The organism is Microbacterium paraoxydans (assembly GCF_020524545.1).
Classification (GTDB): domain Bacteria; phylum Actinomycetota; class Actinomycetes; order Actinomycetales; family Microbacteriaceae; genus Microbacterium; species Microbacterium paraoxydans_C.
The window spans coordinates 106,306-123,355 of record NZ_JAIVLG010000002.1; the positions used below are offsets into that span (position 1 = coordinate 106,306).

Here is a 17,050-nt window from a genome sequence, read left to right on the forward strand (position 1 = left end):
CGTTGCGAGAGCGGATGCTGTCACACGGCGCGTGCCGGAGGGTACGACTCGTAGCGGTCATTGCGCTTCTGCTGAAGCTGCAACACCGCTGCGATGGGGAGGTTCCGCTGCGCGGTCATCCGTCGACTCCTCGGCTGGTGCGCTGCGCCGATCGACGCAGCTTTGTCACACTAGGGTGCGACACGCCCGGGAGTCAAGTGGTCCCCGGGGCCACGCCGAAGTGCCAAGACCCAGATCTGCGCCGCAAGCGGCGGCGTGTCGAACGGCGACGCGCCGTGAACGCGACGGCTGGTCTGGGTTTTCGCCGCGGGCTCAGTGCGGCGCGTGGTACTCCGCCTCGCCGCGCTTCCAGTACCCCTTCACCACGGCCTTCGTCGTCTCGACGCCCCAGCGTTCGAGCAGCGCCCGGCCCGGCTTGACGATCGACTGCTCGGCGGCGACGAACACGAAGGGGTCTTCGCCGATCGCGTCCTCGGGGGTCAGGGCGTCGAGGAAAGCGATGAGCGCGGAGCCGGAAGGTGCCTCGCCGCGGTGCAGCCACTCGACGTCGACGGGGGCGTCGATCTCGATTTCGCGTCCCGGATTCACGGTCTCCACCACGATGCGCGCCGGCGTGCCTTCCGGGATGAGCGCGGCGAAACGGCGGATCGCGGGGATCGCGGTCTCGTCGCCGACCAGTAGCCAGGACCCCGGCTCGCCCGTCACCACGGCGGATCCGCGAGGCCCGCCCACGCCGATCGCGGAGCCGAGTGGTGCGGTCGCGGCCCAGGGAGCGGCCACGCCCTGGTCTCCATGCACCGCGAACTCGACATCGAGCCAGTCCTCGCCCCAGGCCAGCGGGGTGTACTCGCGGCTCGGTGACGCGCGAAGCTCCTCGATGGACTCAACCGGGCCGGAGGGGAAGAAGAGTCGCATGTGATCGTCGGCGCCCGGCGAATCGAAGCCCGCGAGGTCCGAACCAGTCAGCCGCACGCGAACGAAGTCCGGCGCCAGCCATTCCCGGGCGCTCAGGGTCGCGTTGCGGAAGCGCAGCTCGAGGCCGCGGCGTTCGATCGAGAATCCGGATGTCGTAGAGCTCATGAAGTAAGGCTAACCTAAACGCGTCGCGGAAGGCCGGCGGCGGCGGAGGGCGTGATCGCCGGACCCTCCAGACCGCTCGCGGTGTACTACTGAACCCGGCGCAGGAGCGGCTCAGAGCTCGATGCCGTGGTCTTCATCGTTGACACCGGCATTGTTCCCGCGCCGCGATTCGTACCCGAGGAACCAGCCCAGCCACACGATCGCGGCGAGAAGCACGCCCAACCACACATTCTGGAAGATGAGCCCGATCACCACGCCGACGATCAACAGGCCGACGGTGATGGAGATGCGGATCGCGCTGCGGGACATGGCCCCAGCATAGGCGGCGGAGTCAGCGGTCGCGATGGTTCTCGGGGGCGAGGCGAGGGCCTCGTCGCGGCTCCTGCACCCCGCTGGCGAGGATGAGCCGGACCGCTCGCTGCCGTTGCCCCGCCCAGGGAGCGAGCAGTTCGAGCATCCCGGCGTCGTCGGTGCGCGTGCCGGTGAGGGCATAGCCGATCTCATGGGCGAGGTGGTAGTCGCCGACACTGACGGCATCGGTGTCGCCGAGAGCGCGTGCCCTGGTCTCCGCGGACGTCCAGGCTCCGATACCGGGGAGGCTCGTGAGAACGCGGTCGCGCGCCGTGCCGTCCGAGGCGTTCCGCACGGCGCGGGCGATGCGGTCGCCCCGCTCGGCCGCGCGCACGAGGGTCCGGGACTGTGGCGGCTCGACCCCGGCGCGGTGCCACGCCCAGGACGGGACGCGGTGCCACTGCGCAGCCGTCGGCGCGGCGAACATCGGCCGTGGCGTCGGGCCGGGGGCGCGCTCGCCGAAGCGGGAGACGAGCCAACGCCACGCCCCGAACGCCTGCATGCCGGTGACCTTCTGCTCGATGATCGCGCACGCGAGCGCGTCGAACACCTCGTCGGTGCGCGTCAGGCGCAACCCGGGATGGCGACGGGCCGACTCGGTGACGAGAGGATGCTGCGACGCATCGAAGTCCTCGGCGTCGTCATGGGCTCCGCAGAGCGCGGGAACGACGTCGAGCGCGAAGTCCGCTCCGGGGCCCCAGGCGGTCGCGCGCACCTCGTCGCCGATCGTCCGCACCGCCAAGGTCGTGGGGCCGAGGGGTGTCCGCATCGCACGCCAGATGACCGACCCGGCGATGACCATGGTCGGGTCGCCCTTGCCGCGGCGCAGGAATCCGAGTGTGCGGCCGAGATCCAGAGCGTGCGGTGGGCGGTAGACGGCCTCCCGAGGGGCAGCTGATGGCGCGACCTCAGCTGCTGCGGAATGCGCCGTCGATGTCATGCGGCCACCCTACGCGCCGGCTCCGACAGCGCCTCCCAGACGGTCAGAAGCGGTCGGGCGACGGCGTTCCGTGTCCGTAGCGGATGACGACGTCGGCGTGCCGGTCGAACCGGTAGCCGATGCCGCGCACCGTGCGGACGATGTCCTCGTAGCGCCCGAGCTTCGCGCGAAGACGACGCACATGGACATCGATCGTGCGCTCGCCGGGGGTCTCGTCGTCCTGCGCCTGCCAGAGGGCGGAGACCAGCTCGCTGCGCTCGATCGTGCGGCCCTCGCGCAGCACGAGGTACTGGAGCAGCTCGAACTCCTTGTAGGTGAACGCCGCAGACTCCCCGTCGATCAGTACGCGCTTGCGGGAGATGTCGACGGTCACGCCGCTCTCCTCTTCCGCGGAGTCCTCGTCGGCCGCGGCCTTGGTGCGTGCGATGGCACCCGGCTCCTGCAAGGCGAGTCGGACGACGTCGAGATCGCGTCCACCCGACCCGTGCGGGGCGAGGGCGACCGTCGCGTGTGTCTCCGCGCCCGGAGCGAGCTCGGCCAGAGTGCGGCGCAGCGCGTCGACGAGCAGCGGGAGGCTCACACCGGCTTCGGCGGCCTTGATCTCGTCGAGGCCCACGTAGAGTGCGAAGCCGCGCGGCGAGCGGACAGCGGGAAGGTCGGCGGTGGCGGAGGGCAGCGGCGCGGCTTCGGCACGAGTGCGGATCGGGGCGGCGGCGGGACGCTCGAGAAGTGCGGTGTTCGACATGATGATGAAGTCCTCGGGACGTGAGCCCGGATCGAGAGGGGCTCTGATGCGTTGCATGAATGACCGGCGGAGCCGGGGAACGAGCAGAGGGTGGATGCTCGGAGACGCTGGCCTCGCAGATCGCGAGGACTCAGGTCAGGCGGGGTGGCTGTTCGTTCAGCGACACATTCGGCAACACATGCCAACGCGACCGGGCATCATCATCCCGGCAGTCCTGTTCGCCTCCTGGGCGGACAAAGGGCTTGCGTTGGTGGTCATGGGGGGATTATGTCCGATCGTGACGCCCCATGTCAAAACGCCCGGGCGCTTCCGACGGGCGTAACGTGGAGCGAATGACGATCTCACACACTGTCGGAGGCTTCATCCTGACCGACGAGAAGGACGCGTCGCGCTACACGCTCATGCGCGACGGAAAGCTCGTGAGCGTTCTCGACTACCGCGACGACGGTCACACGATCGCCCTCACCCGCGCGTTCACGATCCCGACTTTCCGGGGCAACGGCTATGCGGGCAAGGTCGTGGAGGGTGCGGTGGCCGACATCCAGGAGCGCGGCGACCGCAAGGTGGATGCGGTGTGCTGGTACGTCGCCGATTGGTTCGCCGCACACCCCGAGCATGCTCCTCTGCTGCGCTCGCGCTGACCGCCTTCTTTCATGACGTCGTGTTACGACCGGTTACCGACCGGGTGACGTCCTGAGCCCGTCGCGGCACGCCTCGCAGGGAATGTCGGAGGTGGTTCGTACCGTGTGACTATGCGAATCCTGCACACCTCCGACTGGCACATCGGCCGGACGTTCCATGGCAACTCGACCATGGGCGCGCTGACCGAGGTTCTCGGGGCGCTCACCGAGCAGGTGCGCACACACGCGGTCGACGTGGTTGTCGTCGCCGGAGACGTCTTCGACTCCGCGACTCCGTCCGGTGCCGCTTACTCGGTTCTCGGCGACGCGTTGGTGGCGCTGGAAGAGGTCGGCGCGCGGGTGATCGTCACGAGCGGCAACCACGACTCGGCGGCGCGACTGGGTTTCCAAGCCCGGTTGCTCCGTGACGGCATCCATGTGCTGACCGATCCGCTCGGCGTCGGCGCGCCCGTCACGATCGCGGATGCCGATGGACCGGTGCATTTCTTCGGCATCCCCTACCTCGAGCCGGCGATCGTGCGTCAGCATTGGCCCGAAGGCGACAGCTCTGGCCGCCCGCTCCGCACCCAGGCACAGACCATGGCGCATGCCATGGACCTCGTCCGCACCGGCATGAGCGCTCACGAAGGGCGTTCGGTCGTCATCGCGCACTGCTTCGCCGCAGGAGTCGACGCCACCGCCGGTCTCGAACGCGAGGTCCGTCAGGGCGGGCTAGACGTGGTGCCGCTGAGTGTGTTCGACGGTCCCGATTACGTCGCGCTCGGGCACATCCATGGTCGCCAGAAGCTCAGTGAGCGCGTGCGTTACGCCGGGGCTCCGCTGCACTACAGCTTCGGCGAGCAGTACAAGGAACGTGGTTCGTGGCTCGTCGACCTCGATGCCCACGGTCTCGCCACCGTCGAGTGGCTCGAGCTGCCCGTGCCGCGTCGCCTTGTCACGCTCACCGGCACGCTCGACGAGATCTTGGCGCCCGAGATGGTCGCCGAGCATGCCGATGAATGGGTATGCGCCGTGTACACCGACGCTGTGCCCCAGTCAGAGCCGATGCGGCGTCTGCGCGAGAGCTACCCCTACTGCGCCATGGTGCAGCACCAGCCCGCGGCCGTCTCTGGGACGGAGGAGAGGTCATACTCGCAGCGACTCCGTGCCGCGGTGACCGATGCCGACAGGATCGAGGCGTTCCTCGAGCACGTCCGGGCAGGCCGCGGCGCGACCGACGCGGAGCGCGACCTCATCCGCGAGGTGCTCGACGAGCGCGTGCGCGCGGAAGCTCTCGTCTAGATGCGTCTTCATCGCCTGGAGGTCGAGGGGTTCGGCCCTTTCCGATCGCGGCAGATCGTCGATTTCGACGGGTTCGGTGACGACGGTATCTTCCTGATCGCGGGGCGGACCGGCGCCGGCAAGTCGAGCATCCTCGACGCCGTCTGCTTCGGTCTCTACGGCGGCGTGCCGCGCTACGACGGCGGTGAGAAGCGGCTTCGCAGCGACCATTGTGAGCCCGACGATCCCTCCGAGGTCGTGGTCGAATTCAGCACGCCGTCCGGTCGGTTCCGGGTGACGCGGTCGCCGGAGTACCTTCGTCCGGCGAAGCGCGGCGGGGGACTGACGAAGCAGGCCGCGGCGGTGTCTCTGGACGAGTGGACCGAGGCAGGGTGGGTGGGGCGCGCCGCACGCGCCGTCGATGTCGCCGGCGATCTCGATGAGATCCTGCAGCTGAGTCGGGAGCAGTTCCTGCAGGTGATCCTTCTGGCACAGAACCGGTTCTCCGAGTTCCTGCTGGCGGGCAGCCGGGATCGCCAGTCTCTGCTTCGCCGGCTGTTCGGCACTCAGCGGTTCGAGGATGTGCAGGCGCGGTTCGATGAACGACGTCGGCAGGCGGAGCAGGTGCTCGGCGCCCGGCTCGCCACCGTCGACGCTCGCGTCGACGAGGCGGAACGTCTGGTGGACTCCAGCGGGCTGTCGGGCGAAGCCGATGACGGCACGGCCCCACCCGCAGCCAAGGAGCAACCGACGACGTCGCAGACGATCGATGAGCGTCTCGACGCGCTTCGGCGGGCCCAAGCGCGCGCCGACTACCGCGCCGAGCGTCGCGCCTCCGAGCAGGCTGACGCCGAGAAGCGAGCGGCCGAGGCCGACGCGGCGCTCGCCACGACGCGCGAGGAGCAGCGCGCGCAACAGGAGCGCGACCGCGCACGGGCCGCGCTCGCGCGTCTCGAAGCCGATGCGCCGTTGATCGACGCGGTTCGCGCCGAGCTCACGGCAGCGCGGGCTGCAGAGGCTCTGCGGTCGACGATCGCGTCGGCGTCTCGGTCTCGCGCTCTGGTCGACGATGCCGCTACGGCTGAGGAGCGCGCTCGTGCGGAGTGGGACGCCCTGGGGGTCGATGTCGACGGCGACCTCGAGACGTGGGCCACGGCCCGTACCAGGGAGATCGGATCCTGGGAGCGCGCGCGTGAGCTCGAGGAGCAGGCGCCGGCCCTCGACGAGGATCTGCGGATCGCGGCTGCCGCGGTCGAAGCAGCGACCGCACGCCTCGAAGCAGGGGAGGCGGAGCGTCTCTCGTTGCCCGAGGCGGTCGCCGCGTCACAGGCGGAGCGGGACCAGACCCGGCGCGTCGCCGACCGTGCGGATGACCTGAGAATCGCGCAGGAGTCGGCGGGTGCCCGCGTCGCGGCCGCGAAAGCCGCGCAACGTCTCCAGGGTGATCAGAACTCCGTGGAGCGCGAGTTGACCGCTGCCACCACCGAGCACGCCGAGGCGCAGATGAGCCTCGCGCAGCTTCGGCAGCGTCGCAGCGAGGGGATGGCCGGCGAACTCGCTTCGAGTCTTCGCCCCGACGACCCCTGTCCGGTCTGCGGCTCGGTCGAGCACCCGAACCTCGCCACGCACTCCGATCCGGTGTCGCCCGAAGACATCACCGACGCCGAGAACGTTCGTGACGATGCCGCACGGCGGGAGCGTGAGCTCATGTCGGCCGTTTCGACCGTGGGGGCCGAGTTGGCTGCTGCCCTGGCCCGGGCCGACGGGCGGAGCGTGGAGGAGGCCGAGAGGGAGCACGCCGAGGCTCAGGCGGCGTATGCACGCAGCCTGAGCGCCGTCGAGGACGTGGAGGCGATCGACGCGAAGCTGGTCGCATTGACGGCGCGTGTCGAGCGGCTCGAGGCCGAGAAGGCGGAAGACGCGGCAACGCTCGCTCAGGCGCGAGAGAACCAGGCCCTGCTGCGGCAGCGGGAGGCGCAGGCGCGCGAGGCGATCGCCGAGGCCCGGGGAGACTTCGACACGGTCGCCGCCCGTCTCGCGGATGTCGCGACCAAGATCGCCGCCGCCCGCGCTCTCGCTGCGGCGATCGCGGAACACCGTCGCAGGTCCGAGGCGCTCGTCGCTGCGGAATCCGAGCGAGACACTGCCCTCGCCGACTCGCCCTTCCACGACGCAGTGACCGCGGAGCAGGCGCTTCGCTCGTCGACGGCACAGGAGTCCCTCGACGCGCGGATCGCGCAGCATGCCGGCCAGCGTGAGAAGGAACGCGGGATCCTGTTCGATCTGGAACTGCGCACGCTCCCCGAAGAGCCCATCGATCTGAAACCCGCCGAGGAGGCGTCGGAGTCCGCCCGGGCGCTCTGGAAGGGCGCGGTCGATGAGGCGGCACGCGCTGCCGGTGTCGCCGAGCGACTCGAGGGGTTGATCGAGTCTGCTGCGGCGGAGCACGCGAGGACGACCGCGGAGGCGACCGAGTTCGAGCTGCTGCAGAACCTCGCAGACACCGTCGCCGGACGCGGAGCGAACACGCACAAGATGACGCTCGAGACCTTCGTCCTCGCGGCCGAACTCGAAGAGATCGCCGAGGCGGCCAACCGGCGATTGCATGACATGTCGACGGGGCGTTATCAGCTGCGGCACTCGGACGCGCTCGCCGCCCGAGGTGCGGCTTCGGGCCTCGGCATCGTGGTCTTCGACGCGTTCACCGGACACGCCCGGCCACCACAGTCGCTCTCAGGAGGTGAGACGTTCCTCACCTCGCTCGCTCTCGCGCTCGGCCTCGCCGAAGTCGTCACCGCGCGGGCCGGCGGCATCCGGCTGGATACGCTCTTCATCGATGAGGGATTCGGGTCGCTCGACGGGGACACGCTGGATGTCGCCATGCGCACCCTCGATGAGCTTCGCCAGGGTGGCAGGACCGTCGGGGTGATCAGTCACGTCGAGGCCATGCAGGAGCAGATCCCGGCTCAGCTCACGGTGCGGGCCTTGCCGAATGGCCCCAGCGTGATCGAGCCTCGCTGAGACGATGCCTCGACGGCGCTGAGACGAAGCCTCGACGGCACCGGTTGTCAGACGCCGTATTCGGCGAGGATGAACTCGCGCAGTTGCACGCTGCAGCGCGCAACTGCTTCGCGCCAGTCCGTGAGGGCGCCGTCTTCGGCCTGATCGGAGATGGCCCGGAACACGCGGATCGGGACCTCGAATTGCCCCGCTACCCAGATGTACGCATAGGTCTCCATGTCGACCAGAACGGCGCCCGACGGTCGGATCACGGCGGTGATCTCGGCGTCTTCGACGAAGTGGTCGCCGGTCGCGATCAGTACCCCCTCGCGCCCCGTCGAGACCTTCGGTGGTAGCGAGACGTGTTGCCCGGAGATTCCGTCGAGATCGGTGACGTCGTGCTGGAACGCCGTGCCGACCTCGTGCACCGTCAACTCGAGGTCGGGATCGATCGCCCCTGCGGTGCCCACCACGACGATCTCGTCGTAGGGGTTCGCGTCGAGGGCGCGGGTCAGCGCATACGTCGCCTGGAGCTTGCCGGGGCCCGTGACGAGCCGATCGAAGCCCTCGAGTTCCTCCGGGAATGCGGACAGTTCGGACGCGAGCGCGGCGACGAGGAGTTTCACTGCCCCATTCTCTCAGGTCGCCGCAGGCAAGACCTCACGAGCGACGCGGCGTCACCCGGACGTAACACGGAGGGGAGATACTGATTCGAGGAACAGAGCGGAGGATCGCATGTCTTTGCAGCAGCAGATCTCGGAGGACCTCGGCGTCCGGCCGGAGATCGACCCGGAGGCCGAGGTCGAGCGTCGAGTCGCGTTCCTCGTCGAGTACCTTCGCACGACGGGAGCGAAGGGCTACGTGCTCGGGATCTCCGGGGGGCAGGACTCGACCCTCGCCGGGCGTCTGGCGCAGCTCGCTGTCGAACGAGTGAGGTCCGAGGGCGGCGAGGCGAAGTTCCTGGCCGTACGCCTGCCGTACCGCGTCCAGCATGATGCCGCGGATGCGGATGCGGCACTCGACTTCATCGCTCCGGATTCGTCGGTCGAGGTCAACATTCAGAACGGCGTCGATGGTGTCGAGGAGGACATCGAGTTCGCGGTCACGAGTGACATCAGCGACTTCAACCGCGGCAATATCAAGGCGCGCGTGCGCATGGTCACGCAGTACGCGCTCGCCGGACACGACGGCCTCCTCGTGATCGGCACGGATCACGCTGCGGAGGCGGTGACCGGTTTCTTCACGAAGTTCGGCGACGGCGCGGCCGACATCCTCCCGTTGTCCGGGCTCAGCAAGCGGCAGGGGCGCTCGCTTCTGCACTTCCTCGATGCGCCGGACCGACTCGCGTTCAAGGTGCCCACAGCCGACCTGCTCGACGGGCAGCCCGGTCGGGCCGACGAGGAAGAACTCGGGCTCACGTACGAGCAGATCGACGACTTCCTCGAAGGACGGGCTGTCGACGCGGACGTGGCGGGCCGCATCGAGGCGAGGTACCTGGCGACGCAGCACAAGAGGCACCTTCCGGTGGCCCCGGACGACACCTGGTGGCGTTGACCGCAGTCCCTTCCCGGGGGCGTCCCGCTTCGTCCGTGTCGGATGCCGCGGATAGTGTCGAAGCATCCGACAGAACGGGAGCATCGTGCGGATCGACACTCAGGCGCAGCGCGTCATCTGGAGCGCGAGCGACCTCAAGGCGGCCGCCGAATGCGAGTTCGCCTGGTGCCGGGCGATCGACGCGAAACTGGGACGCGTGCCGGCCGTGGAGGAGCCGGAGGACGCGACGCTGAAGCGCGCCGCGGAGCTCGGCGACATCCATGAGCAGAACGTGCTCGCCCGCTACATCGAAGACCTCGGTGACGAGAGCGTGCATCGCGTCGAGAAGGTGTCCTCGGTCGACGCCGAGGCTCTGACCGCGGCGATCGAGGAGACCGTGAGGGCGCTGCGGTCCGATGTCCTGGTCGTCTTCCAGGCGGCATTCGCGACCGAGGAGTTCGTCGGGTTCGCTGATTTCCTGCGCAAAGACGATCAGGGGCGGTGGCGGGTCCAGGACTCCAAGCTGGCACGCAAGGCCCGGGTGACGGCGCTCATGCAGCTTGCGGCATATGCCGATCAACTCGATCGGCTCGGTATCCCTCGCTCCGATGAGGTCGACCTCATCCTCGGCGACGGCACGCTCAGCACGCACGCCGTCGACGATCTCCTCCCGCTGTTCCAGGTGCGACGCGCGCGACTGCGTGCGCTCATCGCCGATCGTCGTGTCGCCGACGGCGCGGCAGGTGCTCCTCTCGCTTGGGGTGATGATCGCGGCGACCTCCAGATCGTGGCCTGCGGTCGGTGCGCGACCTGTGAGGAGCAGGTGCTCGCGCATCGAGACCTCCTCATGGTCGCGAGGATGCGACCGGTGCAGCGGGCGCGGCTGCGGGCGGCCGGCGTCGAGACGATCGACGCCCTCGCCGCCGCCGTCGATGCCCCGGTGGGCATGAACACCGACACGTTCGAGACGCTCCGCGCTCAAGCCCGCCTGCAGCTGCGTGCAGATGCGGACGGCGAGCCGACGTACGACGTGCACTACGCACCGGCGATCCATACGCTCCCGCTGCCGAGCCATGGCGACATCTTCTTCGACTTCGAGGGCGATCCCCTCTACACGGAGCCGGCTGCCGACGGCGAGGCGCATTGGGGGATCGACTACCTCTTCGGCTGGGTCGACAACGCGGACCATTATTCGGCGCTGTGGGCGCACACCTTCGCCGACGAGAAGCGTGCGCTCGAGGCCTTCCTCGACTTCGTCAGCCTGCGCAGGGCGGCGCATCCCGGCATGCACATCTATCACTACGCGCCCTACGAGACGTCTCACCTGGTAGCGATGGCCGCGAGACACGGCGTGCGTGAAGGCGAGGTCGATCGGCTGCTCCGAGAAGGAGTGTTCGTCGACCTCTACCCCCTGGTGCTGCGCACCGTGCGGGTCGGGTCCCGTTCCTACTCGATCAAGAAGCTCGAACCGCTCTATATGGGCGAAGACGTGCGTACCAGCGATGTGCAGAAGGGCGACGACTCGATCGTGCAGTACGTCGCCGCGCGCGAGTTCGCCGCGGCAGGCAATCAGCCCGAGGCGGATGCGGTCCTCGCCGACCTCGCCGACTACAACCGCTATGACTGCGTCTCCACGAGAAGGCTGCGCAATTGGCTCATCGACATCGCACGGCAGAAGGGGGTCGTACCGGCCCCGCCGGACGCCGCCGACGAGGTCATCTACGAACCGTCACCCCGTTCCGTCGCGCTCCTCGCGGACGCGGAGCAGGCCGTGGAGGGTGGCGGCGACGGGCTCGTGCACCGCATCGCGGCCGCGGCCATCGACTACTTCCCGCGAGAGGCGAAGAGCTTCTGGGTCTCGCATTTCCAGCGGCTGCGGGAGCCCGTCACGATGTGGGACGGTACGAGAGATGTCGTGCGGATCGATCGTTCCTCGTCTTCGGTTCGTCGAGACTGGAGCATCGGGGAAGGTCGCAGGGTGATGTCACGCGACATCGAGATCCGGGGAGAGGTGTCACCGGGAACGACACTCGGTGCGGGTTCGCAGCCGTTCGCGCTCTACGAGGTTCCGGCCCCCTTCGACACCGAGGTACCGTCGCGGGCGGTCCATGTGCCGCATGCCGTCACGATTGCCGAAGTGCTCGACGACGGCTATCTCGTCACCGAATCGGCGGTGCAGGGCCAGACCTGGGATGAGCTTCCCCTCGCGCTCACTCCCGCCGCGCCACCGCGGGTCGTGTCACTTCAGGGGGCGATCGACGAGTGGGCCGACTCCGTTCACGCTGCGGCGCCGGGATACCCGCACGATGCCGCGACCGACATCCTGCGCCGTATCCCTCCGCGCACGACGTCGGGGAATGCGCTTCCTCCCGCGGACGATGACGCGATCGATGCGATCGTGCGCGGAGTGCTCGACCTCGATCGCAGCTACCTCGCCGTGCAAGGGCCCCCGGGAACGGGCAAGACCTACACGGGATCTCGCGTGATCGCGCGGCTCGTGAACGAGCACGGCTTCAAAGTCGGCGTGGTCGCACAGTCGCACGCCATCATCGAGACGCTCCTGGAGCGGATCGTGTCCGACGGCGTCCCACCTGCTCACGTGGCGAAAGCGCCGAAGGACCCCGACGCCGAGCCGTCGTACACCGCGATCGCGAAGACCGGCATGGCGTCCTTCCTCGCCGAGCACGCCGGAGAGGGCGCAGTCGTCGGTGGCACGGCATGGGACTTCAGCAATACCCAGCGCGTCGACAGGGCGGGACTCGATCTGCTTGTGATCGACGAAGCCGGACAGTTCTCGCTCGCCTCGACCATAGCCGTCGCCGCGAGCGCGAAACGCCTCCTGCTGCTCGGTGATCCGCAGCAGCTCCCGCAGGTGAGCCAGGGCGCTCATCCCGAGCCGGTGGACACGTCGGCGCTCGGGTGGGTGATGGACGCCGATCCGGTGGTCCGACCGGAGTACGGCTACTTCCTCGCGCGATCGTGGCGCATGCACCCGGCCGTGGCGGCTCCGGTGTCGAAGCTCGCGTACGCCGGACAGCTCGCCTCGGCCCCCGGTACGGAGCTCCGATCGCTCGACGGTGTCGACCCCGGGCTGCACGTGGTTCCACTCCGGCACCGCGGCAACGCCACCCAGTCACCGGAGGAGGCCGCCGAGGTCGTTCGGCTCGTCGACGATCTGATCGGTCGGACGTTCACCGACAACGATCCCGATGCCTCGGCGCGGCCGTTGACGCAGGCCGACATCATCGTCGTCACGCCATACAACGCTCAGCGACAGCTGGTGCTCGATGAGCTCGCCGATGCAGGCTTCCCCGAAGTTCCGGTGGGGACGGTCGACAACTTCCAGGGCAAGGAGGCGGTGGTGTCGATCACCTCGCTGGCTGCCTCGAGCGGTCGGGACGCGCCTCGGGGGCCGGAGTTCCTCCTGCTGCAGAATCGTCTCAACGTCGCGATCTCCCGCGCCCAGGTGGTCGCCTATCTGATCCACTCACCCGCGCTCCTCGACGATCTGCCGCGCACCCCCGAAGGGGTCGCCCGACTCAGCGCCTTCGCTCGTCTGGTGGGTGCGGTCGAGTGAGGGTCCACACCACCGAGGACATCTTGCGGGCCTCCGCTGCCTGGGTATGGTTCCCCCGTGACAGCGATCATGTGAACGAAGAGGTGCAGCTCGTACGGTACCCGGCGCGCTTCGGCGGCGGCGTTCGCGCATCGCAGGTCCGCTCGTCGGTCGATGCCGCTTCGGTGCTCGATCATGCGATCGCACACACCCGCGACTGGGGCGAGGTGCAGCTGACATTCTGGACCAGCCCGTCGGACTCTCCCGATCTCGAAGACGAGCTGCGTCGGCGCGGCGCTGAGCACATCGATACCGTCGCCGTACTCGCGAGCGCCATCGATGAGCTCGTCGTCGATGTCCCCGACCTCGTCACGGCCGAGATCGTGCGCACGCTCGAACAGGTGCGGGAGGTGGACGCGATCACTGTGCCGGTCTGGGAGCAGGAACCACTCGATGAGGACGGAGTCCGCGTCGAGAGGGACGAGGTCGTCGCCGGACTGAACGCCGGCCGCGACGTTCGCGTCCTCGGCAGGCTGAAGGGGCGTGCCGTGAGTACCGGCGGATGCACGATCGTCGATGGCTTCGCGCGGCTGTGGGGCGCGGCGACGCTGCCGGATGCGCGCGGGCAGGGGGTCTATCGGGCGGTCCTCGCCGAGCGCCTGCGCGCCGCCGTCGAGCGGGGCGCGACGACCGCTGTCGTGAAGGGGCGCGTCGCCACCTCCGCGCCGATCCTCCGTCGCGTGGGCTTTCGGCATTACGGCGACGAGCGCGCCTATCGACTCGTTCTCGCGGGCTGAGACCCCGTCCGGGCTGCTGCCGCGTCCGGAGAAGCCCGCGCGCGGTCAGACCGTCCCGTAGAGGCGATCGCCGGCGTCGCCGAGGCCGGGGACGATGTAGCCCTTTTCGTCGAGACGCTCATCGAGCGCGCCGAGCACGAGCGTCACATCACGATCGCCCGCCATCGCCTCGATCGCGGCGACGCCTTCGGGGGTACCGAGCAGGCAGATCGCCGTGACGTCCTTCGCTCCGCGGTCGAACAGGAACTGGATCGCCGCGGCGAGCGATCCACCTGTGGCGAGCATCGGATCGATGGCGAAGCACTGGCGGTCGCTCAGGTCGTCGGGGAGACGCTCGGCATAGGTGGTCGGCTCGAAGGTCGTCTCGTCGCGCACCATCCCGAGGAAACCGACCTCTGCGGTCGGGAGCAGCTTGACCAGACCTTCCAGCATGCCGAGTCCCGCGCGCAGGATCGGCACCACGATGGGACGCGGCTCCGAGATCTTGACGCCCGTGGTCGTCGTCACGGGCGTGGTGATCTCGATCGGGCTGACCTTCACGTTGCGGGTCGCCTCGTACGCGAGCAGCGTCACGAGTTCCTCCGTGAGCTGGCGGAACACCGGCGACGGGGTGCGCGCGTCGCGCAGCACCGAGAGCTTGTGAGTGACGAGAGGGTGGTCGGCGACGTGAACACGCATGGATACAGGGTAATGCGCCGGGGAGCCCGGCACGACATCCGGGCCAGGGGTACCGGGTGCGGCTGTCGTAGGCTCGACGCATGACTGCCGCCGACGACCTCGCGATGCAGCGGGCGCTCGCGCTCGCGGACGAGGCGGCGGCAGCGGCGGAGATCCCGGTCGGAGCGGTGGTCCTCGACGACGAGGGGAGGATCATCGCCGAGGGGCGGAACACCCGCGAGGCCACGAACGATCCGACCGGTCATGCCGAAGTGGAGGCCTTGCGTCGTGCGGCGGCGTCCGTCGGCTCCTGGAACCTCGAGGGGCACACACTCGTGGTCACTCTCGAACCGTGCATCATGTGTGCCGGCGCGATTCTGCAGGCGCGCATCGGCCGTGTGGTCTTCGGCGCGTGGGATGACAAGGCGGGCGCAGCCGGCTCCCTGTACGACGTTCTGCGCGACCGGAGGCTTCCCTACCGTGCAGAGGTGATCGGCGGTGTGCAGGCGGACGCCGCGGCGACGCAGCTGCGCGCCTTCTTCGAACAGCGGCGGTGAGTCCTCGCCGCCCGCACGGACTGCCCGCTCAGTCCGAGGACTTCAGCACGAAGACGTCGGTCGACGGCTCGGGGTCGATCGAGGGGCGGTAGACGTCCGGCTCGATGTAGACGATGCGCGCGACCGGAACGGCGTCGCGGATACGCGCCTCGATCGCGTTGATGTCGTCGGCGGCTTCACGCAGCGGCTTGTCGGCGTTGAGGGCGATCTTCGCGGCGACCATTAGCTCGTCCGGTCCGAGGTAGAGCGTCTTCATGTGGATGATCTTCTCGATCTCGTCGCCCGCGTTGATGGCATCGACGATCCGGTCGTGATCGGCGGCCGTCGCACCTTCGCCGACCAGCAGGCTCTTCGTCTCGACCCCCAGCACGATCGCGATCAGTACCAGCAGCACACCGATCATCACGGTCCCGAGCGCGTCGAACACCGGGTTGCCCGTGAGGAGCGTGAGTCCGACCCCGAGCAACGCGAACGTGAGACCTGTCAGCGCACCGACGTCCTCGAGCAGTACGACCGGGAGCTCGGGAGCCTTCGAACGGCGCACGAACGAGACCCACGACTGGCCCTTCTCCCGCACGATGTTGCTCTCACGCACTGCAGTGCGCAGCGAGAAGGACTCGAGTCCGATGGCGATGAAGAGGACGACCAGGGGCAGCCACCACCAGGTCTTGTCGAGCTCATGGGGGTTGGTCAGTTTCTCGACGCCCTCGTAGATCGCGAAGAGGCCGCCGACGGAGAAGAGGATGATGGAGACGACGAAGGCGTACACGTAGCGCTCCCGGCCGTAGCCAAACGGGTGGGCGCGGTCGGCCTCGCGGCGTGCCTTGCGTCCGCCGAGCATGAGCAGCAGCTGGTTGCCCGAATCGGCGACCGAGTGGATGGCCTCCGCGAGCATCGATGCGGAACCGGACAGTGCCCAGGCGGTGAACTTCGCGAGCGCGATGCCCAGGTTCGCCAGGAACGCCGCGACGATGGCCTTGTTGCCTCCGGATGCACTCATGGAACGAGTCTAGAACCGCCCACCCGAGGATGCGGGGAGTGCCCGCCGTAGGATGACGACATGGCTGACTCGCTTCCTTCCCTCGCTTTCCTCGGTGCCGGCTCGATGGGCGGTGCGATCCTCCGTGGCGTGATCGCCTCGGGCATCCGCATCGACGGAGGGGTCACCGCGACGAACCGCACCGCGGAGAAGGCCGAGGCCTTCGCGGGCCTCGCCGGCGTCACGAGCATCGCGCTCGCAGAGCGCCCGGACGGCAATGCCGAGGCCGCTGCGGGGGCGCGCATCGTCCTCGTCGGCGTGAAGCCGGCGATGGTGCCGGACCTTCTCCGCGAGATCGCTCCGCACCTCGCCGCCGATGCGATCGTGGTGAGCGTCGCCGCCGGCGTCACACTGCAGACCTTCGCCGATGTGCTCGGCCCGGACGCCCGCGTGATCCGGTCGATGCCGAACACCCCGTCGACGGTGCGCAAGGGCGTCACAGGCCTCGCTTCGGGGGCCGCCGCCACCGCGGACGATCTGGCGCTCGTACGTCGTCTGTTCGAAACGGTCGGCGCGGTCGTCGAGGTGCCGGAGTCGCAGATCGACGCGCTGTCGACGATCTCGGGGTCGGGCCCCGCCTACGTGTATCTGCTGATCGAGGAGTTCACGAAGGCGGCCGTGGAGATGGGCTTCGAGGACGCCGACGCCCGCTTGATGGTGGAGCAGACGTTCATCGGCGCGACCGCGCTGCTCGACTCATCGGGTGAGGATCCTGCCGAGCTGCGTCGTCGCGTCACGAGCCCGAAGGGGACGACGGAGCGGGCGGTGGCCGTCTTGCAGGATGCGCACCTCGACCGCACCTTCTCTGCAGCGGCCGCCGCAGCCCTCGCCCGGGCGAAGGAACTCGCCGCGGGAGCCTGAGCCGGGGCCTGGCGGACCGCCCGGGACAACCGC

15 protein-coding genes are annotated in these 17,050 nt (G+C 68.9%); 8 read left to right on the plus strand and 7 right to left on the minus strand.

Annotation, left to right across the window (positions count from 1 at the left end; genetic code table 11):
- Positions 1 to 312 precede the first annotated feature (312 nt).
- The 4 genes from LC041_RS05150 to LC041_RS05165 all read right to left on the minus strand — a co-directional run bounded on the left by LC041_RS05150 (position 313) and on the right by LC041_RS05165 (position 3,116).
- Positions 313 to 1,080 carry a siderophore-interacting protein gene (locus tag LC041_RS05150; RefSeq protein ID WP_226531888.1) on the minus strand — a complete coding sequence of 256 codons (768 nt, stop codon included), beginning with the start codon at positions 1,078 to 1,080 and terminating at the stop codon, positions 313 to 315.
- A 111-nt stretch (positions 1,081 to 1,191) separates the two neighbouring features.
- On the minus strand, positions 1,192 to 1,389 hold the full coding sequence (locus tag LC041_RS05155) for a hypothetical protein (protein WP_226531889.1): 198 nt from the start codon (positions 1,387 to 1,389) through the stop codon (positions 1,192 to 1,194).
- A 22-nt stretch (positions 1,390 to 1,411) separates the two neighbouring features.
- Entirely contained in the window at positions 1,412 to 2,371 is a 960-nt protein-coding gene (locus LC041_RS05160; protein WP_226531890.1) for a DNA-3-methyladenine glycosylase family protein, read from the minus strand.
- 43 nt (positions 2,372 to 2,414) lie between these two features.
- On the minus strand, positions 2,415 to 3,116 hold the full coding sequence (locus tag LC041_RS05165) for a winged helix-turn-helix domain-containing protein (RefSeq protein WP_226531891.1): 702 nt from the start codon (positions 3,114 to 3,116) through the stop codon (positions 2,415 to 2,417).
- 332 nt (positions 3,117 to 3,448) lie between these two features.
- Here LC041_RS05165 and LC041_RS05170 point away from each other — a divergent pair, with 332 nt between their 5' ends.
- The 3 genes from LC041_RS05170 to LC041_RS05180 all read left to right on the plus strand — a co-directional run bounded on the left by LC041_RS05170 (position 3,449) and on the right by LC041_RS05180 (position 8,038).
- Positions 3,449 to 3,757: a GNAT family N-acetyltransferase gene (locus LC041_RS05170; protein ID WP_226531892.1), complete on the plus strand. Its 309-nt coding sequence runs from the start codon at positions 3,449 to 3,451 to the stop codon at positions 3,755 to 3,757.
- Between the two features lie 111 nt (positions 3,758 to 3,868).
- On the plus strand, positions 3,869 to 5,038 hold the full coding sequence (locus LC041_RS05175; protein WP_226531893.1) for an exonuclease SbcCD subunit D: 1,170 nt from the start codon (positions 3,869 to 3,871) through the stop codon (positions 5,036 to 5,038).
- Positions 5,039 to 8,038 (plus strand): AAA family ATPase, encoded by a 3,000-nt coding sequence (locus LC041_RS05180; protein ID WP_226531894.1) that lies wholly within the window; start codon positions 5,039 to 5,041, stop codon positions 8,036 to 8,038.
- Positions 8,039 to 8,085: 47 nt separating this feature from the next.
- On the opposite strand, the gene LC041_RS05185 is transcribed toward LC041_RS05180, so the two are convergent.
- Positions 8,086 to 8,643 carry a phosphorylase family protein gene (locus LC041_RS05185; RefSeq protein ID WP_226531895.1) on the minus strand — a complete coding sequence of 186 codons (558 nt, stop codon included), beginning with the start codon at positions 8,641 to 8,643 and terminating at the stop codon, positions 8,086 to 8,088.
- Positions 8,644 to 8,752: 109 nt separating this feature from the next.
- Here LC041_RS05185 and nadE point away from each other — a divergent pair, with 109 nt between their 5' ends.
- The 3 genes from nadE (at position 8,753) to LC041_RS05200 (ending at position 13,903) form a co-directional block, all read left to right on the plus strand.
- Positions 8,753 to 9,571: an ammonia-dependent NAD(+) synthetase gene (nadE, locus tag LC041_RS05190; protein ID WP_226531896.1), complete on the plus strand. Its 819-nt coding sequence runs from the start codon at positions 8,753 to 8,755 to the stop codon at positions 9,569 to 9,571.
- A gap of 85 nt (positions 9,572 to 9,656) precedes the next feature.
- The gene (locus LC041_RS05195; protein WP_226531897.1) at positions 9,657 to 13,127 is read left to right on the plus strand and encodes a TM0106 family RecB-like putative nuclease; all 3,471 of its coding nucleotides are present in this window, start codon (positions 9,657 to 9,659) and stop codon (positions 13,125 to 13,127) included.
- Positions 13,124 to 13,903, plus strand: a complete 780-nt coding sequence (locus tag LC041_RS05200; protein ID WP_226531898.1) for a GNAT family N-acetyltransferase — start codon at positions 13,124 to 13,126, stop codon at positions 13,901 to 13,903. Before LC041_RS05195 ends, LC041_RS05200 begins: the two co-directional genes overlap by 4 nt.
- A 45-nt stretch (positions 13,904 to 13,948) precedes the next feature.
- Here the strand turns inward: LC041_RS05200 and upp are convergent, their stop codons facing one another.
- Positions 13,949 to 14,581 (minus strand): uracil phosphoribosyltransferase, encoded by a 633-nt coding sequence (gene upp, locus LC041_RS05205; protein WP_047520553.1) that lies wholly within the window; start codon positions 14,579 to 14,581, stop codon positions 13,949 to 13,951.
- Positions 14,582 to 14,661: 80 nt separating this feature from the next.
- Here upp and tadA point away from each other — a divergent pair, with 80 nt between their 5' ends.
- The gene (gene tadA / locus LC041_RS05210; protein ID WP_226531899.1) at positions 14,662 to 15,117 is read left to right on the plus strand and encodes a tRNA adenosine(34) deaminase TadA; all 456 of its coding nucleotides are present in this window, start codon (positions 14,662 to 14,664) and stop codon (positions 15,115 to 15,117) included.
- Positions 15,118 to 15,145: 28 nt separating this feature from the next.
- Here tadA and LC041_RS05215 read toward each other — a convergent pair whose 3' ends face one another.
- Positions 15,146 to 16,117, minus strand: a complete 972-nt coding sequence (locus tag LC041_RS05215; protein WP_226531900.1) for a cation diffusion facilitator family transporter — start codon at positions 16,115 to 16,117, stop codon at positions 15,146 to 15,148.
- Between the two features lie 60 nt (positions 16,118 to 16,177).
- Here LC041_RS05215 and proC point away from each other — a divergent pair, with 60 nt between their 5' ends.
- On the plus strand, positions 16,178 to 17,017 hold the full coding sequence (gene proC / locus LC041_RS05220) for a pyrroline-5-carboxylate reductase (protein WP_226531901.1): 840 nt from the start codon (positions 16,178 to 16,180) through the stop codon (positions 17,015 to 17,017).
- The last annotated feature ends 33 nt before the right edge of the window (positions 17,018 to 17,050 follow it).

Excerpts from the sequence above, each read along its gene's own strand:
- LC041_RS05150 (WP_226531888.1), bottom strand. The coding sequence starts at position 1,080 with ATGAGCTCTACGACATCCGGATTCTCGATCGAACGCCGCGGCCTCGAG.
- LC041_RS05155 (WP_226531889.1), bottom strand. The coding sequence starts at position 1,389 with ATGTCCCGCAGCGCGATCCGCATCTCCATCACCGTCGGCCTGTTGATC.
- LC041_RS05160 (WP_226531890.1), bottom strand. The coding sequence starts at position 2,371 with ATGACATCGACGGCGCATTCCGCAGCAGCTGAGGTCGCGCCATCAGCT.
- LC041_RS05165 (WP_226531891.1), bottom strand. The coding sequence starts at position 3,116 with ATGTCGAACACCGCACTTCTCGAGCGTCCCGCCGCCGCCCCGATCCGC.
- LC041_RS05170 (WP_226531892.1), top strand. The coding sequence starts at position 3,449 with ATGACGATCTCACACACTGTCGGAGGCTTCATCCTGACCGACGAGAAG.
- LC041_RS05175 (WP_226531893.1), top strand. The coding sequence starts at position 3,869 with ATGCGAATCCTGCACACCTCCGACTGGCACATCGGCCGGACGTTCCAT.
- LC041_RS05180 (WP_226531894.1), top strand. The coding sequence starts at position 5,039 with ATGCGTCTTCATCGCCTGGAGGTCGAGGGGTTCGGCCCTTTCCGATCG.
- nadE (WP_226531896.1), top strand. The coding sequence starts at position 8,753 with ATGTCTTTGCAGCAGCAGATCTCGGAGGACCTCGGCGTCCGGCCGGAG.
- upp (WP_047520553.1), bottom strand. The coding sequence starts at position 14,581 with ATGCGTGTTCACGTCGCCGACCACCCTCTCGTCACTCACAAGCTCTCG.
- tadA (WP_226531899.1), top strand. The coding sequence starts at position 14,662 with ATGACTGCCGCCGACGACCTCGCGATGCAGCGGGCGCTCGCGCTCGCG.
- LC041_RS05215 (WP_226531900.1), bottom strand. The coding sequence starts at position 16,117 with ATGAGTGCATCCGGAGGCAACAAGGCCATCGTCGCGGCGTTCCTGGCG.
- proC (WP_226531901.1), top strand. The coding sequence starts at position 16,178 with ATGGCTGACTCGCTTCCTTCCCTCGCTTTCCTCGGTGCCGGCTCGATG.